Origin of the sequence: Streptomyces sp. MK7, assembly GCF_032658145.1 — a bacterium.
Classification (GTDB): Bacteria; Actinomycetota; Actinomycetes; order Streptomycetales; family Streptomycetaceae; genus Streptomyces; species Streptomyces spiralis.
Genome location: NZ_JAVACL010000019.1, coordinates 54,180 through 73,004 on the forward strand (window position 1 = coordinate 54,180; position 18,825 = coordinate 73,004).

The 18,825-nt window shown below is 71.9% G+C and carries 17 protein-coding genes; 8 read left to right on the plus strand and 9 right to left on the minus strand.

The genetic code is table 11. From position 1 onward, the window contains the following. Nucleotides 1–39: 39 nt before the first annotated feature. The 3 genes from R2S09_RS21400 to R2S09_RS21410 form a co-directional block, all read right to left on the minus strand. Nucleotides 40–684: a GNAT family N-acetyltransferase gene (locus R2S09_RS21400; protein WP_316742652.1), complete on the minus strand. Its 645-nt coding sequence runs from the start codon at nucleotides 682–684 to the stop codon at nucleotides 40–42. Between the two features lie 304 nt (nucleotides 685–988). Further along, nucleotides 989–2,200: a family 2 encapsulin nanocompartment cargo protein polyprenyl transferase gene (locus tag R2S09_RS21405; RefSeq protein WP_316742653.1), complete on the minus strand. Its 1,212-nt coding sequence runs from the start codon at nucleotides 2,198–2,200 to the stop codon at nucleotides 989–991. A 115-nt stretch (nucleotides 2,201–2,315) separates the two neighbouring features. Then, nucleotides 2,316–3,722, minus strand: a complete 1,407-nt coding sequence (locus tag R2S09_RS21410; protein ID WP_316742654.1) for a family 2B encapsulin nanocompartment shell protein — start codon at nucleotides 3,720–3,722, stop codon at nucleotides 2,316–2,318. Between the two features lie 224 nt (nucleotides 3,723–3,946). Here R2S09_RS21410 and R2S09_RS21415 point away from each other — a divergent pair, with 224 nt between their 5' ends. After that, nucleotides 3,947–4,855 (plus strand): 1-aminocyclopropane-1-carboxylate deaminase/D-cysteine desulfhydrase, encoded by a 909-nt coding sequence (locus tag R2S09_RS21415; RefSeq protein ID WP_306192777.1) that lies wholly within the window; start codon nucleotides 3,947–3,949, stop codon nucleotides 4,853–4,855. 58 nt (nucleotides 4,856–4,913) lie between these two features. Here the strand turns inward: R2S09_RS21415 and R2S09_RS21420 are convergent, their stop codons facing one another. Continuing rightward, nucleotides 4,914–6,509, minus strand: coding sequence for a Na+/H+ antiporter (locus R2S09_RS21420; RefSeq protein WP_306192778.1), 1,596 nt, complete (start codon nucleotides 6,507–6,509; stop codon nucleotides 4,914–4,916). Between the two features lie 79 nt (nucleotides 6,510–6,588). On the opposite strand from R2S09_RS21420, the gene R2S09_RS21425 reads away from it, so the two are divergent. The 3 genes from R2S09_RS21425 (at nucleotide 6,589) to R2S09_RS21435 (ending at nucleotide 8,772) form a co-directional block, all read left to right on the plus strand. Continuing rightward, nucleotides 6,589–6,849, plus strand: a complete 261-nt coding sequence (locus R2S09_RS21425) for a UBP-type zinc finger domain-containing protein (RefSeq protein WP_306192779.1) — start codon at nucleotides 6,589–6,591, stop codon at nucleotides 6,847–6,849. Nucleotides 6,850–7,099: 250 nt separating this feature from the next. Continuing rightward, a complete protein-coding gene (locus tag R2S09_RS21430) occupies nucleotides 7,100–7,516 on the plus strand; it encodes an anti-sigma regulatory factor (protein WP_009190566.1) in 417 nt (138 codons plus the stop codon). 17 nt (nucleotides 7,517–7,533) lie between these two features. Then, nucleotides 7,534–8,772, plus strand: coding sequence for a SigB/SigF/SigG family RNA polymerase sigma factor (locus tag R2S09_RS21435; protein WP_316742655.1), 1,239 nt, complete (start codon nucleotides 7,534–7,536; stop codon nucleotides 8,770–8,772). A 543-nt stretch (nucleotides 8,773–9,315) separates the two neighbouring features. Here R2S09_RS21435 and R2S09_RS21440 read toward each other — a convergent pair. Further along, nucleotides 9,316–9,771, minus strand: a complete 456-nt coding sequence (locus R2S09_RS21440) for a hypothetical protein (protein ID WP_306192781.1) — start codon at nucleotides 9,769–9,771, stop codon at nucleotides 9,316–9,318. A gap of 117 nt (nucleotides 9,772–9,888) precedes the next feature. Here R2S09_RS21440 and R2S09_RS21445 point away from each other — a divergent pair, with 117 nt between their 5' ends. Together R2S09_RS21445 and R2S09_RS21450 are read left to right on the plus strand one after the other, a co-directional pair. Continuing rightward, nucleotides 9,889–10,857, plus strand: coding sequence for a diacylglycerol kinase family protein (locus R2S09_RS21445; protein WP_306192782.1), 969 nt, complete (start codon nucleotides 9,889–9,891; stop codon nucleotides 10,855–10,857). 320 nt (nucleotides 10,858–11,177) lie between these two features. Then, nucleotides 11,178–11,435, plus strand: coding sequence for a WhiB family transcriptional regulator (locus R2S09_RS21450; RefSeq protein WP_003992873.1), 258 nt, complete (start codon nucleotides 11,178–11,180; stop codon nucleotides 11,433–11,435). A 300-nt stretch (nucleotides 11,436–11,735) separates the two neighbouring features. Here the strand turns inward: R2S09_RS21450 and R2S09_RS21455 are convergent, their stop codons facing one another. After that, the gene (locus tag R2S09_RS21455) at nucleotides 11,736–13,211 is read right to left on the minus strand and encodes a PAS domain-containing sensor histidine kinase (RefSeq protein ID WP_316742657.1); all 1,476 of its coding nucleotides are present in this window, start codon (nucleotides 13,209–13,211) and stop codon (nucleotides 11,736–11,738) included. Nucleotides 13,212–13,674: 463 nt separating this feature from the next. Continuing rightward, nucleotides 13,675–14,325: a TetR/AcrR family transcriptional regulator gene (locus R2S09_RS21460; RefSeq protein ID WP_306192784.1), complete on the minus strand. Its 651-nt coding sequence runs from the start codon at nucleotides 14,323–14,325 to the stop codon at nucleotides 13,675–13,677. A 91-nt stretch (nucleotides 14,326–14,416) separates the two neighbouring features. Between R2S09_RS21460 and R2S09_RS21465 the strand changes: the two genes are divergently transcribed. Both R2S09_RS21465 and nagB read left to right on the plus strand, forming a co-directional pair. Beyond that, a complete protein-coding gene (locus R2S09_RS21465; RefSeq protein WP_306192785.1) occupies nucleotides 14,417–15,229 on the plus strand; it encodes an SDR family oxidoreductase in 813 nt (270 codons plus the stop codon). Nucleotides 15,230–15,423: 194 nt separating this feature from the next. Beyond that, nucleotides 15,424–16,209 carry a glucosamine-6-phosphate deaminase gene (gene nagB / locus R2S09_RS21470; protein ID WP_316742659.1) on the plus strand — a complete coding sequence of 262 codons (786 nt, stop codon included), beginning with the start codon at nucleotides 15,424–15,426 and terminating at the stop codon, nucleotides 16,207–16,209. 242 nt (nucleotides 16,210–16,451) lie between these two features. Here the strand turns inward: nagB and R2S09_RS21475 are convergent, their stop codons facing one another. Together R2S09_RS21475 and R2S09_RS21480 are read right to left on the minus strand one after the other, a co-directional pair. Next, complete coding sequence (locus R2S09_RS21475; protein ID WP_316742660.1) at nucleotides 16,452–17,957, minus strand: glycoside hydrolase family 3 protein; 1,506 nt, start codon at nucleotides 17,955–17,957, stop codon at nucleotides 16,452–16,454. 9 nt (nucleotides 17,958–17,966) lie between these two features. Continuing rightward, nucleotides 17,967–18,821, minus strand: a complete 855-nt coding sequence (locus R2S09_RS21480; RefSeq protein WP_306192788.1) for a carbohydrate ABC transporter permease — start codon at nucleotides 18,819–18,821, stop codon at nucleotides 17,967–17,969. Nucleotides 18,822–18,825: the final 4 nt, after the last annotated feature.

Below are 18,825 nucleotides of genomic sequence, written 5' to 3' on the forward strand. Positions count from 1 at the left end.
GGGCGGAGTGATGCGGTGTCACCTTCCCGTGGTGCGGGGCTACCGCAGGCCCACGGGGCTGCCGGAAGCCGGGCGGGTGGCGGGCTCGCGCCACATCGGCCACATGCGCGGGCCGTCCGGCAGGTCGAGGGTGCGGCCGGTGAAGGCGAAGCCCAGGCGCTCGTAGAGCCTGGTGCTGCGCTCGCTGCTGGCCTCCAGATACGAGGGCAGGCCCTCGCGGTCGCAGCGGTCCAGGACGTGCTGGATGAGCGCGCCGCCCAGGCCCTCGCCCTGGCGTTGGGGTACGACGCCGATCATCCACAGGTACGCGTGGGCGCGGTCCGCCGGGTGCGACTCGGTCATCAGCCGGGTGATCTCCTCCACGCGCCGGTTCGCCGGGTCGACCGCCTCACGCATCCGTGCCGCCTCGTCGGCCTCGCCGGAGCCCGCGCCGCCCTCCGTGGCGTCGCCGGCGGGCACCGACAGCCACAGCGCGCACGCCGAGCCGTCCTCGGTGATGTCGATCCAGCCCTCGGCCAGCACCACGTCGGTGAAGACGGCCATCAACCGATGGTGGGTCGCACGGCGGTACTCCTCGCCGGGAAAGACCCAGCCGCTCACCGGGTCGTCCTGGAAGGCCTCGTCCAGCAGCCGCACGACCAGTTCCCGGTCGTCCTCCCCGGCCGCCCGGATCCCCACGCCCATCTCGCGCCCCTTCACGTCAATCAGCCCCAGACGTACGGGAGTTGAGCGTACTCGGTGCCTCAGCCGGGCGTGGCGGGGGGCGGGCCCCGCACACCGTGGGGAAGTGCGGGACCCGCCGGACCGGAGCCCCCGGTGGCCGTACGGGGTCAGGAGCCGTACGGGACCGGTGGCTCCGGGGCCTGTGTGCGCCGGTTGCTCGCGCCGGCGTCCGCTGATGCCTCCGGACGCGTGGTGCGTCCGCGGACGCGGCCGGTCACGTGGTGGGTGCGTCCGCGGATGCGTCCCGGTCATGTGACGCGTCCGGTCACGTGGTGCGTCTGGTCACGAACTCGGCCAGGGCCAGCAGACCGCCCGCGGCGACCGGGTCCGGGACGGCGCGGGACAGGTCCTGGACGGCCTGGGCCATCCGGTCGGCCGCCTGGGACTGCGCCCAGTCCCGGCCGCCGGCCCGCTCCACCATCAGCGCGGCACCCTCCTCCTCTCCTTCCCCGTGGGGCCGGGCGTACAGCTCGGCGAGTTCACCGGCGGCCGGAGTGCCCGAGGTGAGCGCGGCGACGACGGGCAGGGACTTCTTGCGGGCGGCGAGGTCGGCGCCGGCCGGTTTGCCGGTGCGGGCCGGATCGCCCCATATGCCGATCACGTCGTCGATGAGCTGGAACGCCAGCCCCGCCTGCCGGCCGAACGCGTCCAGCGCCTCCACCTCCTCCTCGGCCGCCCCCGCGTAGAGCGCGCCGACGGCGCACGCGCACCCGAGCAGCGCGCCCGTCTTGGCCTCGGCCATGGCCAGTACCTCGGCGAGCGTGACCTCGTCCGGGGCGCGCCGCTCCAGAGCCGTGTCCGCGTGCTGGCCCGCGCACAACTCGACGACACAGGCCGCGAGCCGGGCGGCGGCGGCCGGGGACGCCGGGTGCGCGTCCTCGGCGAGCAGCCGCAGGGCCAGCGCCTGCAGGGCGTCCCCGGCGAGGATGGCGTCGGAGTCGCCGAACACCGTCCACACCGTGGGGCGGTGCCGGCGGGTGGTGTCCCGGTCCATCACGTCGTCGTGCAACAGCGTGAAGTTGTGGACCAGTTCCACCGCGGCGGCGGCCCGCGCCGCGTCCGCCCGGGCCCGGGCTCCACCGAGCGCGGCAGCCGCGGCGAGGACCAGCGCGGGGCGGATGGCCTTGCCCGCATTGCCCGTGGCCGGGGTGCCGTCCGCATGCTCCCAGCCGAAGTGGTAGCGCGCGATCCGGCGCATCGAGGCGGGCAACGAGGCGATCGCCGACCGCAGTTCCGGGTCGACGGAGGCCCGGGCACGGTCGAGGATCACCGCCGCGTCGTGCCGGTCGAATGCGGCCGTACCCGCCCGCGCCTCTCCTGCCGAGCCGTCGCCGCGACCGCCGTCGGCGGCCCGCGGGCCCGACGGCGGCTCGCAGGCCACCGCGCCCGCGGTCACCGCGCCCGCCGGCCGCGCGGTCCCCGCCGCACGCCGCGCGCCGGGCGGACGCGGTGTCGTCTCCGTCATGAACTCGGCCATCCGCTCCCCCTCGGAGAGTCCGCGAACACTGGCGTCTGCGCTGCTGGAGCCGGATCCGCACTCTCGGGGTGTACCCGGAGCGGCGGGCCGGAACACCGCGAGCGGGCGCGGAAGGTCAGCGCCAACGGCCGACCTCGATGTTCTCCAGGACCCCCAGCGCGTCCGGGACCAGTACCACCGCCGAGTAGTAGGCCGTCACCAGGTACTTGATGACCGCCTGCTCGTTGATGCCCATGAACCGCACGGACAGGCTCGGCTCGATCTCGTCCGGGATGCCCGTGGCACGGAGCCCGATGACACCCTGGTCCTCCTCCCCGGTGCGCATCGCGATGATCGAGCTGGTCCGGGCCTCGGTGACCGGGATCTTGTTGCACGGGAAGATCGGCACACCGCGCCAGGTGGGGATGCGGTTGCCGCCGATGTCGATGGTCTCGGGCACCAGCCCGCGCCTGTTCAGCTCGCGGCCGAAGGCGGCGATCGCGCGCGGGTGGGCCAGGAACAGCTTGGTGCTGCGGCGGCGGCTGAGCAGCTCGTCCATGTCGTCCGGGCTCGGCACCCCGTCGTGCGGCTGGATCCGCTGGTCGTACTCGCAGTTGTGGAGGAGACCGAAGTCGCGGTTGTTGATCAGTTCGTGTTCCTGGCGTTCCTTCAGCGCCTCGACGGTCAGCCGGAGCTGCTGCTCCGTCTGGTTCATCGGCTGGTTGTAGAGGTCGGCCACGCGCGTGTGGATGCGCAGGACGGTCTGCGTGATGCTCAGTTCGTACTCGCGGGGCCTGGCCTCGTAGTCGACGAAGGTGTGCGGGATGTCCGGCTCACCGCTGTGGCCGGCGGCGAGGGCGACCTCCTTCTCTCCGTACTTGTTGGTGCGCTGACCGGGAATGGAGCGCAGCCGCTGAAGGTGGTCACGCAGCGAGTCGGCGCGCTCGGCGACCTGTTCGAAGTCGTGCCGGGACAGGATCAGGACGGTGCACGCGGTGTCCGCACGGACCGTGTACTCCCAGATGGCGTCCGGGTCGAGGAGGGCCTGCTCGCCGAAGTAGGCACCGTCGGCGAGAACGCCGAGGACCTGGTCGTCGCCGTACGGGCCGGTGCCGACCTTCTCGGCCCTGCCGTGCGCGAGCAGGTACACCTCCTCGGACTGGTTGCCGAAGGAGGCGATCACCTGCCCGGCGCCGATCTCCCGCTGGCGGCAGCGCTGGGCGAGCTCGGAGAGCACGTCGTCGTCCTCGTACCCCCGAAGCGCGGGCAGTTCGCCGAGTTCGGCGGGGATCACCTCGACGCGGTCGCCGGTCTTCACGAACGTGATCCTGCCGTCGCCGACGGCGTAGGTGAGCCGCCGGTTCACCCGGTACGTGCCGCCCTGCACGTCGACCCATGGCAGCATCCGCAGCAGCCAGCGCGAGCTGATCTCCTGCATCTGGGGAACGGACTTGGTGGTGGTGGCCAGGTTCCGCGCGGCCGCGGTGCCGAGGCTCTGCTGGGGCCGGTCCTGCCCCGTGCGGACCTCTTCGCCTACCGACATAGAGAATTGCCCTCCCGCTCATGACCGGCACGTTCGGCGCCGGGCATCGATTTGCAGACGCCAGCCTTCCATCACGTAGCGTGCTCGCGCCATTACACGAAAGAGCGGGAATGGATCACCATCGCGTCGGGCACACATGGGGACCACGTCCGGCGGGACCTGGCAGCGACGGCGACGATCTCCTGCCAGAAGCGACCGCGAAGACATCCGGCGACAATGGCCTGGTGACCAGCTCCGCCGCCCCCGACCCCGCCGCGCTCCTCCCCCGCCTCCCCTCTCCCGTGCAGGAGCTCGCCGACGACCGCTTCGCGCGCCTCGGCCTGCGTCTGCTGCTCAAGCGCGACGACCTGATCCACCCGGAGCTGATCGGCAACAAGTGGCGCAAACTCGTCCCCAACCTGCGGGCCGCGGCCGGCCGGACGATCATCACCTTCGGCGGCGCGTACTCCAACCACCTGCGGGCCACCGCGGCCGCGGGCCGTCTCCTCGGTCTGCGCACGGTCGGTGTCGTGCGCGGCGAGGAACTGGCCGACCGCCCTCTCAACCCCTCCCTCGCCCGGTGCGCGGCCGACGGGATGCGGCTGCGCTTCGTCGACCGGTCGACGTACCGGAGCAAGACGGATCCGCGGACGCTGGCCGGCATTCTGCGCGCGGCCGGCGCCGAGGACGCGTACGTCGTTCCCGAGGGCGGGAGCAACACGGAAGCCGTACGCGGCTGCCAGGCCCTGGGCGAGGAACTGCGCGGGCATGCCGACGTCGTCGCGCTCGCCTGCGGCACCGGCGGCACGCTCGCGGGCCTCGCCGCCGGCCTGGCCCCCGGGCAGCGCGCCCTGGGCATACCCGTCCTCCGGGGCGGCTTCCTGACCGCCGACATACAGGCCCTCCAGGAGCGCGCCTTCGGGGCCCGCCGCGGCACCTGGTCCCTCGACGAACGCTTCCACTTCGGCGGCTACGCCCGTACCGGTCCCGGACTCGACGCCTTCGCCGAGGACTTCGAACAGCGCCACGGCGTGCCCGTGGAACGTCTCTATGTCGCCAAGGCGCTGTACGGACTTGTCGCCCTGGCCGACGAGGGAGCCTTCCCGCACGGCACCACCGTCGCCGCCGTGGTCACCGGACGCCCCTTTCCCTGACGGTTTCCGCGCCGGCTTCCGTGCCGGTTCCGGTGACGCCAGGGCCCGGTCAGCACACCTAGGCCGCTTCCCGGAAGGCGGCCGCCTCCTCGAGGTCGAGCCGGCGCAGCAGGGTGCGCAGCATCTCGTCGTCGATGTAGCGGCCGTCGCGCAGCCGTACGAAGACGGCCCGCTCGGCGCTGATCATGTCCCGGGACAGGCGGCGGTAGGTGTCGTCCACCGATTCACCGGTGACCGGGTTGGTCTGGCCGAGGCGTTCCCAGACGGCGTTGCGGCGGCGCTCCAGGACCGCGCGGAGCCGGTCGGCGAGCGGCGGCGGCAGGGTGTTGCGCTCGTCGGCGAGGAGTTCCTCCAGGAGCCGCTCGGCGGCCAGTGAGGCCTGCGCCTGGGCATTGGCCTCGGCGAGCGTGGCGGCCTGCGCGTCGGGCCCGGGGAACTTCAGCGCGCGGATCATCGGCGGCAGGGTCAGGCCCTGCACCACCAGCGTCCCGATGACCGTGGTGAAGGTCAGGAACAGCAGCAGGTTGCGCTGCGGGAACGGGCCGCCGCCGTGCACCGTGACCGGGATCGAGAAGGCGATGGCCAGGGAGACCACGCCCCGCATCCCGGCCCACGCGGTGATCATCGCGCCCCTCCAGGTGGGGTTGTCCTCCCGTTCCCGGACCCTCCGGAACAGCAGCCGGGGCAGGAACGCCGCCGGGTACACCCACACGAACCGGGCCGCGACGACCACGAGGAAGACGGCGACCGCGTACCAGGCGGCCTGGGCTCCGGCGTACTTCTCCAGGCCCCCGAGGACGATCGGCAGCTGCAGTCCGATCAGGGCGAACACCGCGGACTCCAGGACGAACGCGACCATCTTCCACACCGCCTCCTCCTGGAGCCGGGTGGCGAAGTCGACCTCCCACGCGCGGTGCCCGAGGTAGAGGGCGACGGTGACGACGGCGAGCACCCCGGAGGCGTGCACCTGCTCGGCGACGGCGTAGGCGGCGAACGGGATCAGCAGGGAGAGCGTGTTCTGCAGCAGCGCTTCCTTCAGGTGCGTGCGCAGCCAGTGCAGCGGCGCCATCAGCACCAGTCCGACGCCCACGCCACCGAACGCCGCGACCAGGAACTCCTCCACTCCCCCCGCCCAGGTGGCGCCCTCGCCGACGGCCGCGGCCAGCGCGACCTTGTAGGCGGTGATCGCGGTGGCGTCGTTGAGCAGGGACTCGCCCTGCAGGATCGTGGTGATCCTCGAGGGCAGTCCGACCCTGCGGGCCACCGCCGTCGCCGCGACCGCGTCCGGCGGCGCCACCACCGCGCCCAGCACCAGCGCCGCCGTCAGCGGCAGCCCCGGCACGATCAGGTACGCGGCCCAGCCGACCGCGAAGGTCGCGAACAGCACGTACCCGACCGAGAGCAGCGCCACGGGCCGCAGTTGCGCGCGCAGGTCGAGGTAGGAACTGTCGATGGCCGACGTGTACAGCAGCGGAGGCAGCAGCAGCGGCAGCACGACCTTGGGATCGAGGGTGTAGTCGGGCACGCCCGGGATGTACGAGACCGCCAGTCCCACGGCGACCAGCAGCAGCGGTGCCGGCACGGGGGTGCGCCGGGCGGCCCCGGCCACCGCGGCGCTGCCCGCCACCAGCAACAGCAGCGGCATCACGTCCATCGTCCTCGCCCGCCCATCGTCGTCGTCCCGCCCGCTTTTTCCGCGCGGTCACCCGCGCGCCCGTCGTAACCTGGCAATCATGAAACAGTGCACGCACGCCGACGCGCTGCCGCATCCGGAGCCGGAGCCCCGCAGCGAGACGTGTCTGGAGTGCCTGGCGGAGGGTACGCACCCGGTGCAGCTGCGGCTGTGCCTGACCTGTGGCCATGTGGGGTGCTGCGACTCCTCGCCGCACCAGCACGCGACGAAGCACCACAAGGACAGCGGGCACCCGGTGATGCGGACCTTCGAGCCCGGCGAGGACTGGCGTTGGTGCTTCGTGGACCACGTGCTGGTGTGACCGGGATTCCGGACGGTTCGAGGGTCTGACGTCTGGGTACGTCAACCCGGCGCGCGCTGTTCCCATTTGGGCCCGCCGAACCCCTAGCCACGGAGCGTATCCGTAGGTTTACTATGAGTGACAGAATGGGATCGGGGTCCCGGGACAGGAATGTCGAGAGCGCGGTAGCGTCACCGCTGAACCACCGATCGCGTGACCCGGGGGGCTTACCCTCGGCCCCGAGAGAGCTTGTACCACCTTGGAGGTGAGGGTGTCCCAGATCGCAGGCGAGCCCGCGGCGAACCAGGACTTCGTGGAGGTCCGGCTGCCGGCTGCGGGTGCCTACCTGTCGGTGCTGCGCACGGCCACGGCCGGCCTGGCGGCCCGTTTGGACTTCACCCTCGACGAGATCGAGGACCTGCGCATCGCGGTGGACGAGGCCTGCGCGATCCTGCTTCAGCAGGCCGTGCCCGGCTCGGTGCTCAGCTGTGTCTTCCGGCTGGTCGACGACTCGCTCGAGGTCACCGTCTCGGCACCCACCACGGACGGTCACGCCCCTTCGCGGGACACCTTCGCCTGGACCGTCCTGTCCGCCCTTGCGGGCAAGGTCTCCTCCGCCGTGGACGAGGACAAGACCGTTTCGATCAGCCTCTACAAACAGCGCGGCGCGGGACCCGGGCCGGCGTGAGGAACGGGGACGGGCCGGTGCGGGACGAAGAACGCGGCACACGGGAGCTGCCGGTCGAGGGCGGGATTCCGCCCCGCGCGGACGGGGCCGGAGCCCGGGACGAGGGCGGTCCGGCCGGCCGGAGCGGTCCGGCCGGTCAGGGCGGTCCAGGCCGTCAGAACGGCCCGGGCGGTCAGGACGGGCAGGACGGTCCGACGGGGCCTGCGCACCCTGTGGGCATCGACGGCATCCCCGAACAGGCAAGGCCGCATCCCGACGACGAACCGCTTCCGCTCGGCCTGCCGGGCGAGGAGCGGCAGGAGCGGGACGACGCCGTGCAGGGCACGCCTCCACCGGCGCGGAGCGGTGCCTCCGCCGCCCATGGGGGTCCCTCCACTCGGCCCAGGCCGAGAGCGGGGGAGGAGGCGAGGGCTCGGGGAAGGGCAACGGGCGGGACGATGAGCGGGCACGAGCGAAACTCCGAGGACGGGGCGCACAGCGTGCACGGCACGCAGCACGCCCCGCAGGACCGCAGTGGCGCACGCGCGATGTTCGTCGAGCTGCGCGCGCTGAAGGAGGGCAGCCCGCAGTACGCGGAGCTGCGCAATCAGCTCGTCCGCATGCACCTGCCGCTCGTCGAGCACCTCGCGCGACGCTTCCGCAACCGCGGGGAGCCGCTGGACGACCTGACCCAGGTGGCCACGATCGGCCTGATCAAGTCGGTCGACCGGTTCGACCCGGACCGCGGCGTGGAGTTCTCGACGTACGCCACCCCGACGGTCGTCGGTGAGATCAAGCGGCACTTCCGGGACAAGGGCTGGGCGGTGCGGGTGCCTCGGCGGCTGCAGGAGCTGCGGCTGGCGCTCACCACGGCGACGGCCGAGCTGTCCCAGCTGCACGGCCGCTCCCCCACGGTGCACGAGCTCGCCGAGAAGCTCGCCATCTCCGAGGAGGAGGTCCTGGAGGGCCTGGAGTCGGCCAACGCCTACTCCACGCTGTCGCTGGACGTCCCCGACACCGACGACGAGTCCCCGGCGGTCGCGGACACCCTCGGCGCCGAGGACGAGGCGCTGGAGGGCGTGGAGTACCGCGAGTCGCTGAAGCCGCTGCTGGAGGACCTTCCGCCGCGCGAGAAGCGCATCCTGCTGCTGCGCTTCTTCGGCAACATGACCCAGTCGCAGATCGCCCAGGAGGTCGGCATCTCCCAGATGCACGTCTCCCGCCTGCTGGCCCGCACCCTGGCCCAACTGCGCGAGAAGCTCCTCGTGGAGGAGTAGCACCCGGACAGGGGCGGCCCGGACACACCCACCCGGCCCCTCCCGCTCCGTCCCGTCCCGGACACCGCACGGCCACAGCCAGGCGCCCCGGGACACGGCCCTGGCCTCCACCACGGCTGCCGCCCCTCACGGCGCGCACCGTCCCTCGGTCTCTCAGGGCCCGGCCCGGACGTCAGACGGCTACCGCCGCTCGGTCCTTCCCGGGCCCGGCCCGGATCCGCGCGACCACAGCCACTCCCACTCGGCCCACCGGATGCGTCCCCGGTCCCCACTGCGGCTGCCCCTCAATGGCGCGCCGCTTCTCGGCACGGGTGCGGCACGGGTGCGGCACGGGCGTCGTACGCACTGCGACCGCTCGCTCCCTTTCCCGGCCCGGCCGGCCGGGGCATCGTCGCCGTGCGGCCGCCCATCCCCCTCCGGCGCGGGTCGGCCCCCTTTGCCACCGGAACTCCCGCCCATGATCCACCCTTGAGGGTGGACGTCGAGGGTGGCACCGCGTAGCGGTGCGGACCGGAATCTCCTGCCCTCGGGCAGGAGAGGACGTCAATGCTGACCGGTCTCGCGGGTGCTGCGGCCCGGGCCCTTGATGCCGAGGGCCCGGGTGGTGGCCGGGTGGATGAGGAGGACCAGGGCGAGGACCGCCACGACGGCGAGCGCGGCGCCGGCCGGGACGGCCACGCTGTCGGCCCGGAGCAGGTTGTAGGCGACGGGCAGCGCCATGATCTGGGTGATCACCGCGGGGCCCCGGCTCCAGCTGCGCCGCAGCAGCAGCCCACGGGCGGCCAGCAGCGGCAGCAGCGCGAGCACCAGCACGGTGACCCCGGCGGTGACGGCCTGCTGCCGGTCGTCACCCGTGACACCGAGGACGAGCATCCAGACGCCGCCGACGAGCAGCGCGAGCCCCTCCAGCGCGCACAGCGCGGCCGCGTAGGCCAGCCGCCGCGGACGGGGTCCGGCGGTGTCCGTGGACTCGGGGGCGGGGTTCTGCTGACTGCTCACGCCATGAAGCGTAGCCCTCGCGGCACGGGCCGCCGTGTCCAGCCTCACGCCCGGAGCTCTTACCCGATCCCTACCTCGGCCTGGGCCGAGTACCACCCAGTAGGTACGCTGCACCCCATGCGTGCACTTCTCGTGGTCAACCCGGCGGCAACCACCACAAGCGCACGTACGCGCGATGTCCTGATCCACGCGCTGGCCAGCGAGATGAAGCTGGACGCGGTCACCACCGAGTACCGCGGCCACGCGCGCGACCTGGGCCGGCAGGCCGCGGACAGTACGGACGTCGACCTGGTCGTGGCCCTCGGCGGCGACGGCACGGTCAACGAGGTCGTCAACGGCCTGCTGCACAAGGGCCCCGATCCCGAGCACCTGCCGCTTCTCGCCGTGGTGCCCGGCGGCTCCACCAACGTCTTCGCCCGCGCCCTGGGCCTGCCCAACGACGCCGTGGAGGCCACCGGAGCGATCCTGGACGCCCTGCGCGACGGCAGCGAGCGCACCGTCGGCCTGGGCCTGGCGTCCGGGACTCCCGGCACCGACGACGCGGCGGTCCCCGAGCGCTGGTTCACCTTCAACGCGGGCCTCGGCTTCGACGCGGGCGTGGTCGGGCGCGTCGAACAGCAGCGGGAGCGCGGCAAGAAGTCGACGCACGCGCTGTACGTACGGCAGGTGGTCCGCCAGTTCCTCGGCGAGCCCAACCGCCGGCACGGTTCCGTCACGCTCGAACGGCCCGGCGAGGACCCGGTCGGCGATCTGGTGGTGGCCATAGTGTCGAACACCTCGCCGTGGACGTATCTGGGCAATCGCCCGATGTACACATCCCCTGAGGCGTCGTTCGACACAGGACTCGATGTGCTCGGTCTCAGCCGCCTCTCCACGGCCGCGGTTGCCCGGTATGGCACCCAGTTGCTCACTTCGTCCCCCGAGCGCGGACCCAAGGGCCGGCACGCGCTCTCGCTGCACGATCTGAGCCGGTTCACCTTGCATTCGAAGGTGCCGCTCCCCCTGCAGATGGACGGTGACCACCTGGGACTGCGCACAAGCGTGACGTTCACAGGCGTACGCCGTGCACTGCGTGTGATTGTGTGAGTGGAACCGGCCAAAATCCTTTCACTCGAACGTTTAGGCCAGGATCCACCCCATGGAAGTACGGCTGTGACCTAGTCGACACCGAGGAATCAAAAAAAACTTTCCGGAAGGGGTTGTATCCGCCGCCGAGGTTTGCGAGTCTCTACGTGGCGATCGGGACGGCCCGCCACAGCGGGCCCCAGAGATCACCGGAACCCCTCTTCAAACCACAGGACCACGTCAGGGCAACCTGGCGGTCGGCCCTTCACTTGTTGAGGGATTCGTGAAAGCGTTCACATTCACAAGCACCTAGCACGTAATATCAAGGAGAGGTAGCAGCCATGGACTGGCGTCACAACGCCGTTTGCCGCGAGGAAGACCCCGAGCTCTTCTTCCCCATCGGCAACACCGGTCCTGCGCTGCTGCAGATCGAGGAAGCCAAGGCCGTCTGCCGTCGCTGCCCGGTGATCGAGCAGTGTCTGCAGTGGGCGCTCGAGTCCGGCCAGGACTCCGGCGTCTGGGGTGGTCTCAGCGAGGACGAGCGCCGCGCGATGAAGCGCCGCGCCGCCCGCAACCGGGCCCGTCAGGCCTCCGCCTGACCACAGCCACCCCGCTGACAGCCTGAGCTTGGCGGCGCGTACAGCGAGTACGCATCTCCCGCCCCCGAGCCGCAGCGCGCAGTACCCCCGATGCTCCCCCAGGCTCTCCGAGCAAGGGGGTACCCCCTCGAGATGATCGAGACGGGCAGCACGAGCGACTAGCCCCGGACCGTCCACGGTCCGGGGCTCTTTGCTGTGCACGGCAGCGCAGGACAAGAGCTGCTTGCGCGCCCCACCGACTACCAGTGCGCCGGACGCGCTACCTGCGCGCCCGCCGGACTGCCTGCCGCGCCGGGCGCGCTACTTCTGCGTTCGGACCGGGATGTCGAGGATCACCCGCGTGCCCCGCTCCGGAGCGGGGACCATGTCGAAGGTGCCGCCCAACTCGCCTTCGACCAGGGTGCGCACGATCTGCAATCCGAGGTTCCCGGAGCGGTGCGGGTCGAAGTCCGCGGGCAGGCCCACCCCGTCGTCCTGGACGGTGACCAGCAGCCGGGCCTCGCGGGTGGTGCCGCCGCGCACCGCGGAGACCTCGACCGAGCCGGTGTCCCCCTCGCGGAAGCCGTGCTCCAGGGCGTTCTGCAGGATCTCGGTCAGCACCATCGACAGCGGGGTGGCGACCTCGGCGTCCAGGATGCCGAACTTGCCGCTGCGCCGGCCGGTGACCCGGCCCGGCGAGATCTCCGCCACCATCGCCAGCACCCGGTCGGCGATCTCGTCGAACTCCACCCGCTCGTCCAGGTTCTGGGACAGCGTCTCGTGCACGATCGCGATCGACCCGACCCGGCGCACCGCCTCCTCCAGGGCTTCCCGGCCGCGCTCGGACTCGATGCGCCGGGCCTGGAGCCGGAGCAGGGCCGCGACGGTCTGGAGGTTGTTCTTGACCCGGTGGTGGATCTCCCGGATGGTCGCATCCTTGGTGATCAACTCGCGTTCGCGGCGGCGCAGTTCGGTGACGTCCCGAAGCAGGACCAGCGAACCGATGCGAGTGCCCTTGGGCTTGAGCGGGATCGCCCGGAACTGGATCACCCCGTCATGGGCCTCGATCTCGAACTCGCGGGGCGCCCAGCCGCTGGCCAGCTTCACCAGCGCCTCGTCCACCGGAGCCCGGGACGGGGCGAGTTCGGCCGTGGTCTCGCCGAGGTGCTGGCCGACGAGGTCGGCGGCGAGGCCGAGGCGGTGGTAGGCGGACAGCGCGTTCGGCGATGCGTACTGGACGATTCCGTCGGCGTCCAGCCGGATCAGCCCGTCGCCGACCCGCGGCGAGGCGTCCATGTCGACCTGCTGGTCCGGGAACGGGAAGGAGCCGGCCGCGATCATCTGCGCCAGGTCGGAGGCGCTCTGCAGATACGTCAGCTCCAGCCGGCTCGGGGTGCGCACGGTGAGCAGGTTGGTGTTGCGTGCGATGACGCCGAGGACGCGCCCCTCGCGACGGACCGGGATGGACTCGACGCGGACCGGGACCTCCTCGCGCCACTCCGGGTCGCCCTCGCGCACGATCCGGCCCTCGTCGAGCGCCGCGTCCAGCATCGGGCGGCGGCCGCGCGGGACGAGGTGGCCGACCATGTCGTCCTGGTAGGAGGTCGGGCCGGTGTTGGGCCGCATCTGGGCGACGGAGACGTAGCGGGTGCCGTCCAGGGTGGGGACCCACAGGACCAGGTCGGCGAAGGAGAGGTCGGAGAGCAGCTGCCACTCCGAGACCAGCAGGTGGAGCCACTCGAGATCGGAGTCGTCGAGGGCGGTGTGCTGGCGTACGAGTTCGTTCATGGAGGGCACGTCTGCGAGCGTACCCGGACGTTTGTACGGTCCTGAAATGTCCGGCGCCGTACGACGTCCCGGGCGCACGGGCCCCGAAGACACCCGCGGGCCGCGGCGCTGAGAGGGACCCTCAACCCTCCCGGCACCGCAGCCCGGAGCAACATCGGCCGTGGGGTGTGCGGTCCCGGTCGGCCGAAGGATGAGGAGCCGGGGCAGTCAGGGCAGAGAGCACCGGTTCCTCGGTCCGTCCTCCTGTGCGGGGAAGACGGAGGTTCTTGCGTGCACATCATGCGCGCGGACGGTGCCGCGCGTTCCACTGTTCGGCTTCCCCTCGATTGTGGACTAGACCAGTTGCGCCTGTCCATGTACGGGGAGGAGTTCGTTGTTGTTTCTTCATCGAGCGGCCGTACCGGGGCGGGCCCGGCCGGCCGGGTGACGGGATCTCCGACCACCCACCGGGATGCAGCCTAGCCCGCCCGGCTCAGCCGCGGGGCCAGATGGCCATGGCGATTTCCGCGAGTGCCTCCAGTTCCTCCCTGCTCGCGCCGTCGCGCGCCTGCTGGGACATGCCCTGGATCAGCGCCCCGACATACCGGGCGAGCGCGCCGGCCTCGGTGTCCGGGGGCAGCTCCCCCGCGGCGACATCGGCTCTTATACGGCTCTCGAGGGCGGCGATGTTGGCGTTGCGCCGCTCGCGCAGCAACTCCTCGACCTCCGGCGTCGTGCAGTTGGTCGCGGCGTGGATGACCAGGCAGCCGTGCGGGTGGCCCGGGGCGGTGTACTCGACGGCGGCTTCCCGCAGCGTCCGCTCCACGGCGGCCCGTGCGGTGGGCTCCTCGGCCAGGGCGCGGTCGCCGAAGGCGCCGTAGCGCTCGCCGTACTCGCGCACGACCTCGGCGAAGAGGGCCTGCTTGTCGCCGAAGGCCGCGTAGAGGCTGGGGGCGCCGATGCCCATGACGCGGGTGAGGTCGGAGACGGAGGTGACCTCGTACCCGTGCTCCCAGAAGGCGAGGAGCGCCTTCTCCAGCGCGGTCGCCCGGTCGAAGGAGCGGGGGCGGCCACGCCGCCGCGCCCCGGCGCCGCCTGTCCCGCCCGTCGCGACCTGCTCTTTCGGCTCCTGCTTCGCCACCATGGGGTGATTTTATAGCGGCCGCTAGAGAAATGTCAGCGCCCTGTTGTACGGTCTTTTTGTAGCGATCGCTAGAGAAATGCGAGGCGTTGACATGCGTACGGACCTGCGCACCGGCAGCCCCACGGACACGAGCGAGGAAGCGGGCGGGGGCACGGGCGCGCTCGCGGGCAGGACGGCACTGGTCACGGGCGGCGGCCGAGGCATCGGGCGAGGCATCGCCGAGCGACTGGCCCGGGACGGAGCACGGGTCGCCGTGCACTACGGCGGCAATGAGACGGCGGCGAAGGAGACGGTCGCCGCGATCGAGGCGGCGGGAGGTTCGGCGTTCGCGATCGGCGTCGAGCTGGGGCGGCCCGACGACGCCGAGGCCCTGTGGGAGGTGTTCGACCGGCACGCGGACGGCCTGGACATCCTGGTGAACAACGCCGGGATCGGCACGGCCTCACCGATCGAGGCGATCGACGAGCAGGAGTACGACCGGGTCTTCGCGGTCAACGTGAAGGCGCCGTTCTTCATCGTCCGGCACGGCCTGGGGCGGCTGCGCGACGGCGGCCGGGTCATCAACATCTCCTCCGGCCTCGCCCGTACCGCCGTGATGCCGGACAAGGTGGCCTACGCCATGACCAAGGGCGCACTGGACGTCTTCACCCGGGACCTGTCGAAGGTCCTGGGGCCCCGCGGGATCACGGTCAACTCGGTGGCGCCGGGCATCATCGACACGGACAACACGGCCGAACTGCTGCACGGGACACCCGACGGCTGGGCCAGGGCGGCGGCGATATCGGCCCTCGGCAAGGTGGGCTCGCCGGCGGATGTGGCGGACGTGGTGGCCTTCCTCGCCTCGGACGCCGGACGGTGGGTGACGGGCAGCTGGGTGGACGCGACGGGAGGTTCACTGACCTAGGTACGGACCGTCTTCGGCAGGGTGGCGACCGCCCACGGGAGAAACCGGCTTGCGGGAGCGGCGGCCACGCCCCGGGAGCATGGCCGCGCCGAGAGCGTCACGAGGGGCCATTCTGCTAGATTGGTCTAAACCACGTGGCCCTCGTTACCGGGCCCAGTCCTCTTCTCGGCTCTCCTCAGATCGGCAGGCCCACCGTGGAAGTTGTCATCGTTCCGGACGCCAGAGCGGGCGGCGAGCTCATCGCCGAGGCCATGGCGCAGCTGCTGCGGCGCAAGCCCGGCGCCCTGCTCGGCGTGGCCACGGGTTCCACTCCCTTGCCCGTCTACGAGGCGCTGGCGGCCAAGGTGCGCTCCGGTGCCGTGGACACGTCGCGGGCGCGGATCGCCCAGCTCGACGAGTACGTGGGGCTGCCGGCCGACCACCCCGAGTCCTACCGCTCCGTCCTGCGCCGTGAGGTGCTGGAGCCGCTAGGCATCGGGATGGACGCGTTCCTCGGCCCCGACGGCACCGCCGAAGACGTGCAGGCGGCGTGCGAGGCGTACGACAGGGTGCTGGCCGAGGCCGGCGGTGTGGACCTGCAGCTGCTGGGCATCGGGACCGACGGGCACATCGGTTTCAACGAGCCGTGCTCCTCGCTCGCCTCGCGGACGCGGATCAAGACACTGACCGAGCAGACCCGCGTGGACAACGCGCGCTTCTTCGACGGCGACGTCGAGCAGGTGCCGCACCATGTCATCACCCAGGGCATCGGAACCATTCTGGAGGCCCGGCACCTGGTGCTGCTGGCCACCGGCGAGGGCAAGGCCGACGCGGTGGCCGCGACCGTCGAGGGGCCGGTCGCCGCCGTCTGCCCCGCCTCCGCCCTCCAGCTGCACCCGCACGCCACGGTCGTCGTCGACGAGCCCGCCGCCGCCAAGCTGAAGCTCGCCGACTACTTCCGTCACACCTACGCCAACAAGCCGGAGTGGCAGGGCATCTAGCGCCCTCGTGCACCACACGAAGCGCGAAGGCGCCGGCCACCCCGGAGGGGGTGACCGGCGCCTTCGCCATGGAGGCCGGCCGAGGAGTGCCCCGGCAGCGGCCAGGCCCGACGCCGCGCCGGGGCAGCACCGGGCCGGTCTCGCGCTGCGGCGCGACCGGGCCTGTGTCACGCCGCAGCAGCCGTGGAGCCGGCCGGCGGAACCGCCGCGACAACGCTGTCACGGGTCGCGGCGGTGTCCGGTCATGCGCCTGCGATCACCTCGGCCGCGGCTCGGCCGCAGACGCGGGCGGCGCCGTGGGTGGCGAGGTGGAGGGCTCCTCGGGGGGTTGCCTGGGGGACGCCCATCTCGACGACGATCGTGTCGGGGCGGGCCTTGAGGAGCACGTCGAGCGCGGTCGCCATCCAGGGGTGGCGGTGCTCGTCGCGGACGACGGCCACCACGCGCCGGGCGCCCGCCGCCTCCAGGACCGCACGGCCCGCGTCGTCACCGGTGAAGCTGCCGGTCTCCGTGCCGGGCAGGAGGCGGGAGAGCTCCGCGGCCACGCCCCACGGGGTCTCGTCGCCGACGGCGATGTTGGCGACGGGGGTGAGCGCGGCGACGTAGGGCGGCTCGGTGAGGGGGGTGAAGGACTCGGTGACGGTGACCCGCAGCGCGCGGCGGGCGGCCCGCTGCCCGACCTCGGGGTCGGCGGCGGCCCGCGCTTCCGTCGCGGCGGTCGTGGTCCAGCGGGCCAGGGAGCGCACGCGTTCGGCCGCGTCCGCGAGCCGCTCCTCGGGGAGTTCGCCGGAGCGGACCGCCGTGACCAGGGCGTCGCGCAGGCTGCGTACGATCCCCTCGTCCGCGAGGCCGCCGCCCACGCAGATCGCGTCGGCGCCGGCGGCGATGGCGAGGACGCTGCCCCGCTCGATGCCGTAGGTGTCCGCGATGGCCCGCATCTCCATGCCGTCGGTGACGATCAGGCCGTCGTAGCCCATCTCGCCGCGCAGCAGCTCCGTGAGCACCCGGTGGGACAGGGTTCCCGGGCGGTCCGGGTCCAGTGCGGGGACCAGGATGTGGGCGCTCATCACCGCCTTGGTGCCCGCGGCGATCGCCGCGCGGAACGGGGCCAGTTCGCGCGCCTGGAGAACGTCGGTGTCCACGTCGATGCGGGGCAGCGCGTGGTGGGAGTCGACCGCGGTGTCTCCGTGGCCGGGGAAATGCTTGGTGCAGGCGGCGACGCCCGCGGACTGCAGGCCGGTGACGTAGGCGGCGGTGTGCCTCGCGGCCAGCTCGGTGGAGGCGCCGAAGGATCGGACGCCGATGACCGGGTTGTCGGGGTTGGAGTTGACGTCTGCCGAAGGGGCCCAGTTGAGGTTGACCCCGCACTCGGCGAGCCGCCTGCCGAGTTCGTGGGCCACGGCCCGGGTCAGCTCCACGTCGTCCACCGCGCCGAGTGCGTGGTTGCCGGGGAAGCTGGAGCCCGTGCGCACCTCCAGGCGGGTGACGTCGCCGCCCTCCTCGTCGATGGCGACCAGGACGTCCTCGCGCTCGGCGCGCAACTGGGCGGTCAGCGCGGCCAGTTGTTCGGGCGAAGCGATGTTGCGGCCGAACAGGCCGACCGAGGCCAGGCCCTCGCCGAGGCGCCGCAGCAGCCAGTCGGGGGCGGTGGTGCCGGTGAAGCCGGGCTGGAGGACGGTCAGCGCGTCACGCGTGAGGTCGTCCTTCTTGCCATGGGACGCAGTGGTGCCGCTGGCGGTTGTCGTCATCTGGTGGCGTTATCCCTTCACGGCGCCCGCGGTGAGGCCCGCGGCCATCTTGCGCTGGACGAGGAGGAACAGGACGACGATGGGCACGGCCATCATGGTGGCTCCAGCCATCATCGGGGCGTACTCGGTGCCGTGCTTGGTGGTGAAGTTGCCGAGCCAGACAGTGGCGGTCTGGTGTTCCTGGCTCAGCAGCATCAGGGCGTAGAGGTACTCGTTCCAGGCCTGGATGAAGCCGTAGACCGAGGTGGCGACCATGCCGGGGGCCAGCAGCGGGAAGACCACCCGGATGAAAGCGCCGGTGCGGGAGCAGCCGTCGACCATGGCCGCCTCTTCCAGCTCCTTGGGGATGTTGACGATGAAGCCGCGCAGCGTCCACACCGTGAAGGGGAGGATGAAGGTCAGGTAGGTGATGATCAGGCCGGTGAGCCTGTCGTACTGACCCAGGTCGTTCAGCAGCAGGAAGACCGGGATGATCATGGCGACCAGCGGCACCATCTGCACCGCCAGGATGCCCACGATCACGATCTTGCGGCCGCGGAAGACGAAGCGGGAGATGGCGAGCGCGGCCAGCAGGCCGACGACCATGCCGATCACGACCACGGACAGCGACACGACGAGGCTGCGGCCGACCGGGCCCCAGAAGTCGGCGATGTCCAGCGCGCGGCGGAAGTTGCCCAGTGTGATACCGGTCGGCAGCAGGCTCGGGTTCGGGTCGATGGCGTCCTTGGCCGGCTTGAACGCCGTGTTGAGCATCCAGTAGAGGGGGAAGCCGGCGACGAGGAAGACGACGAGGCCGAGCAGGTTCCAGCCGAGCTTCGACGTCCGGCGGCGGGCCGGAGTGGCAGCGGTGCTCGTGCTGCTCATGCTG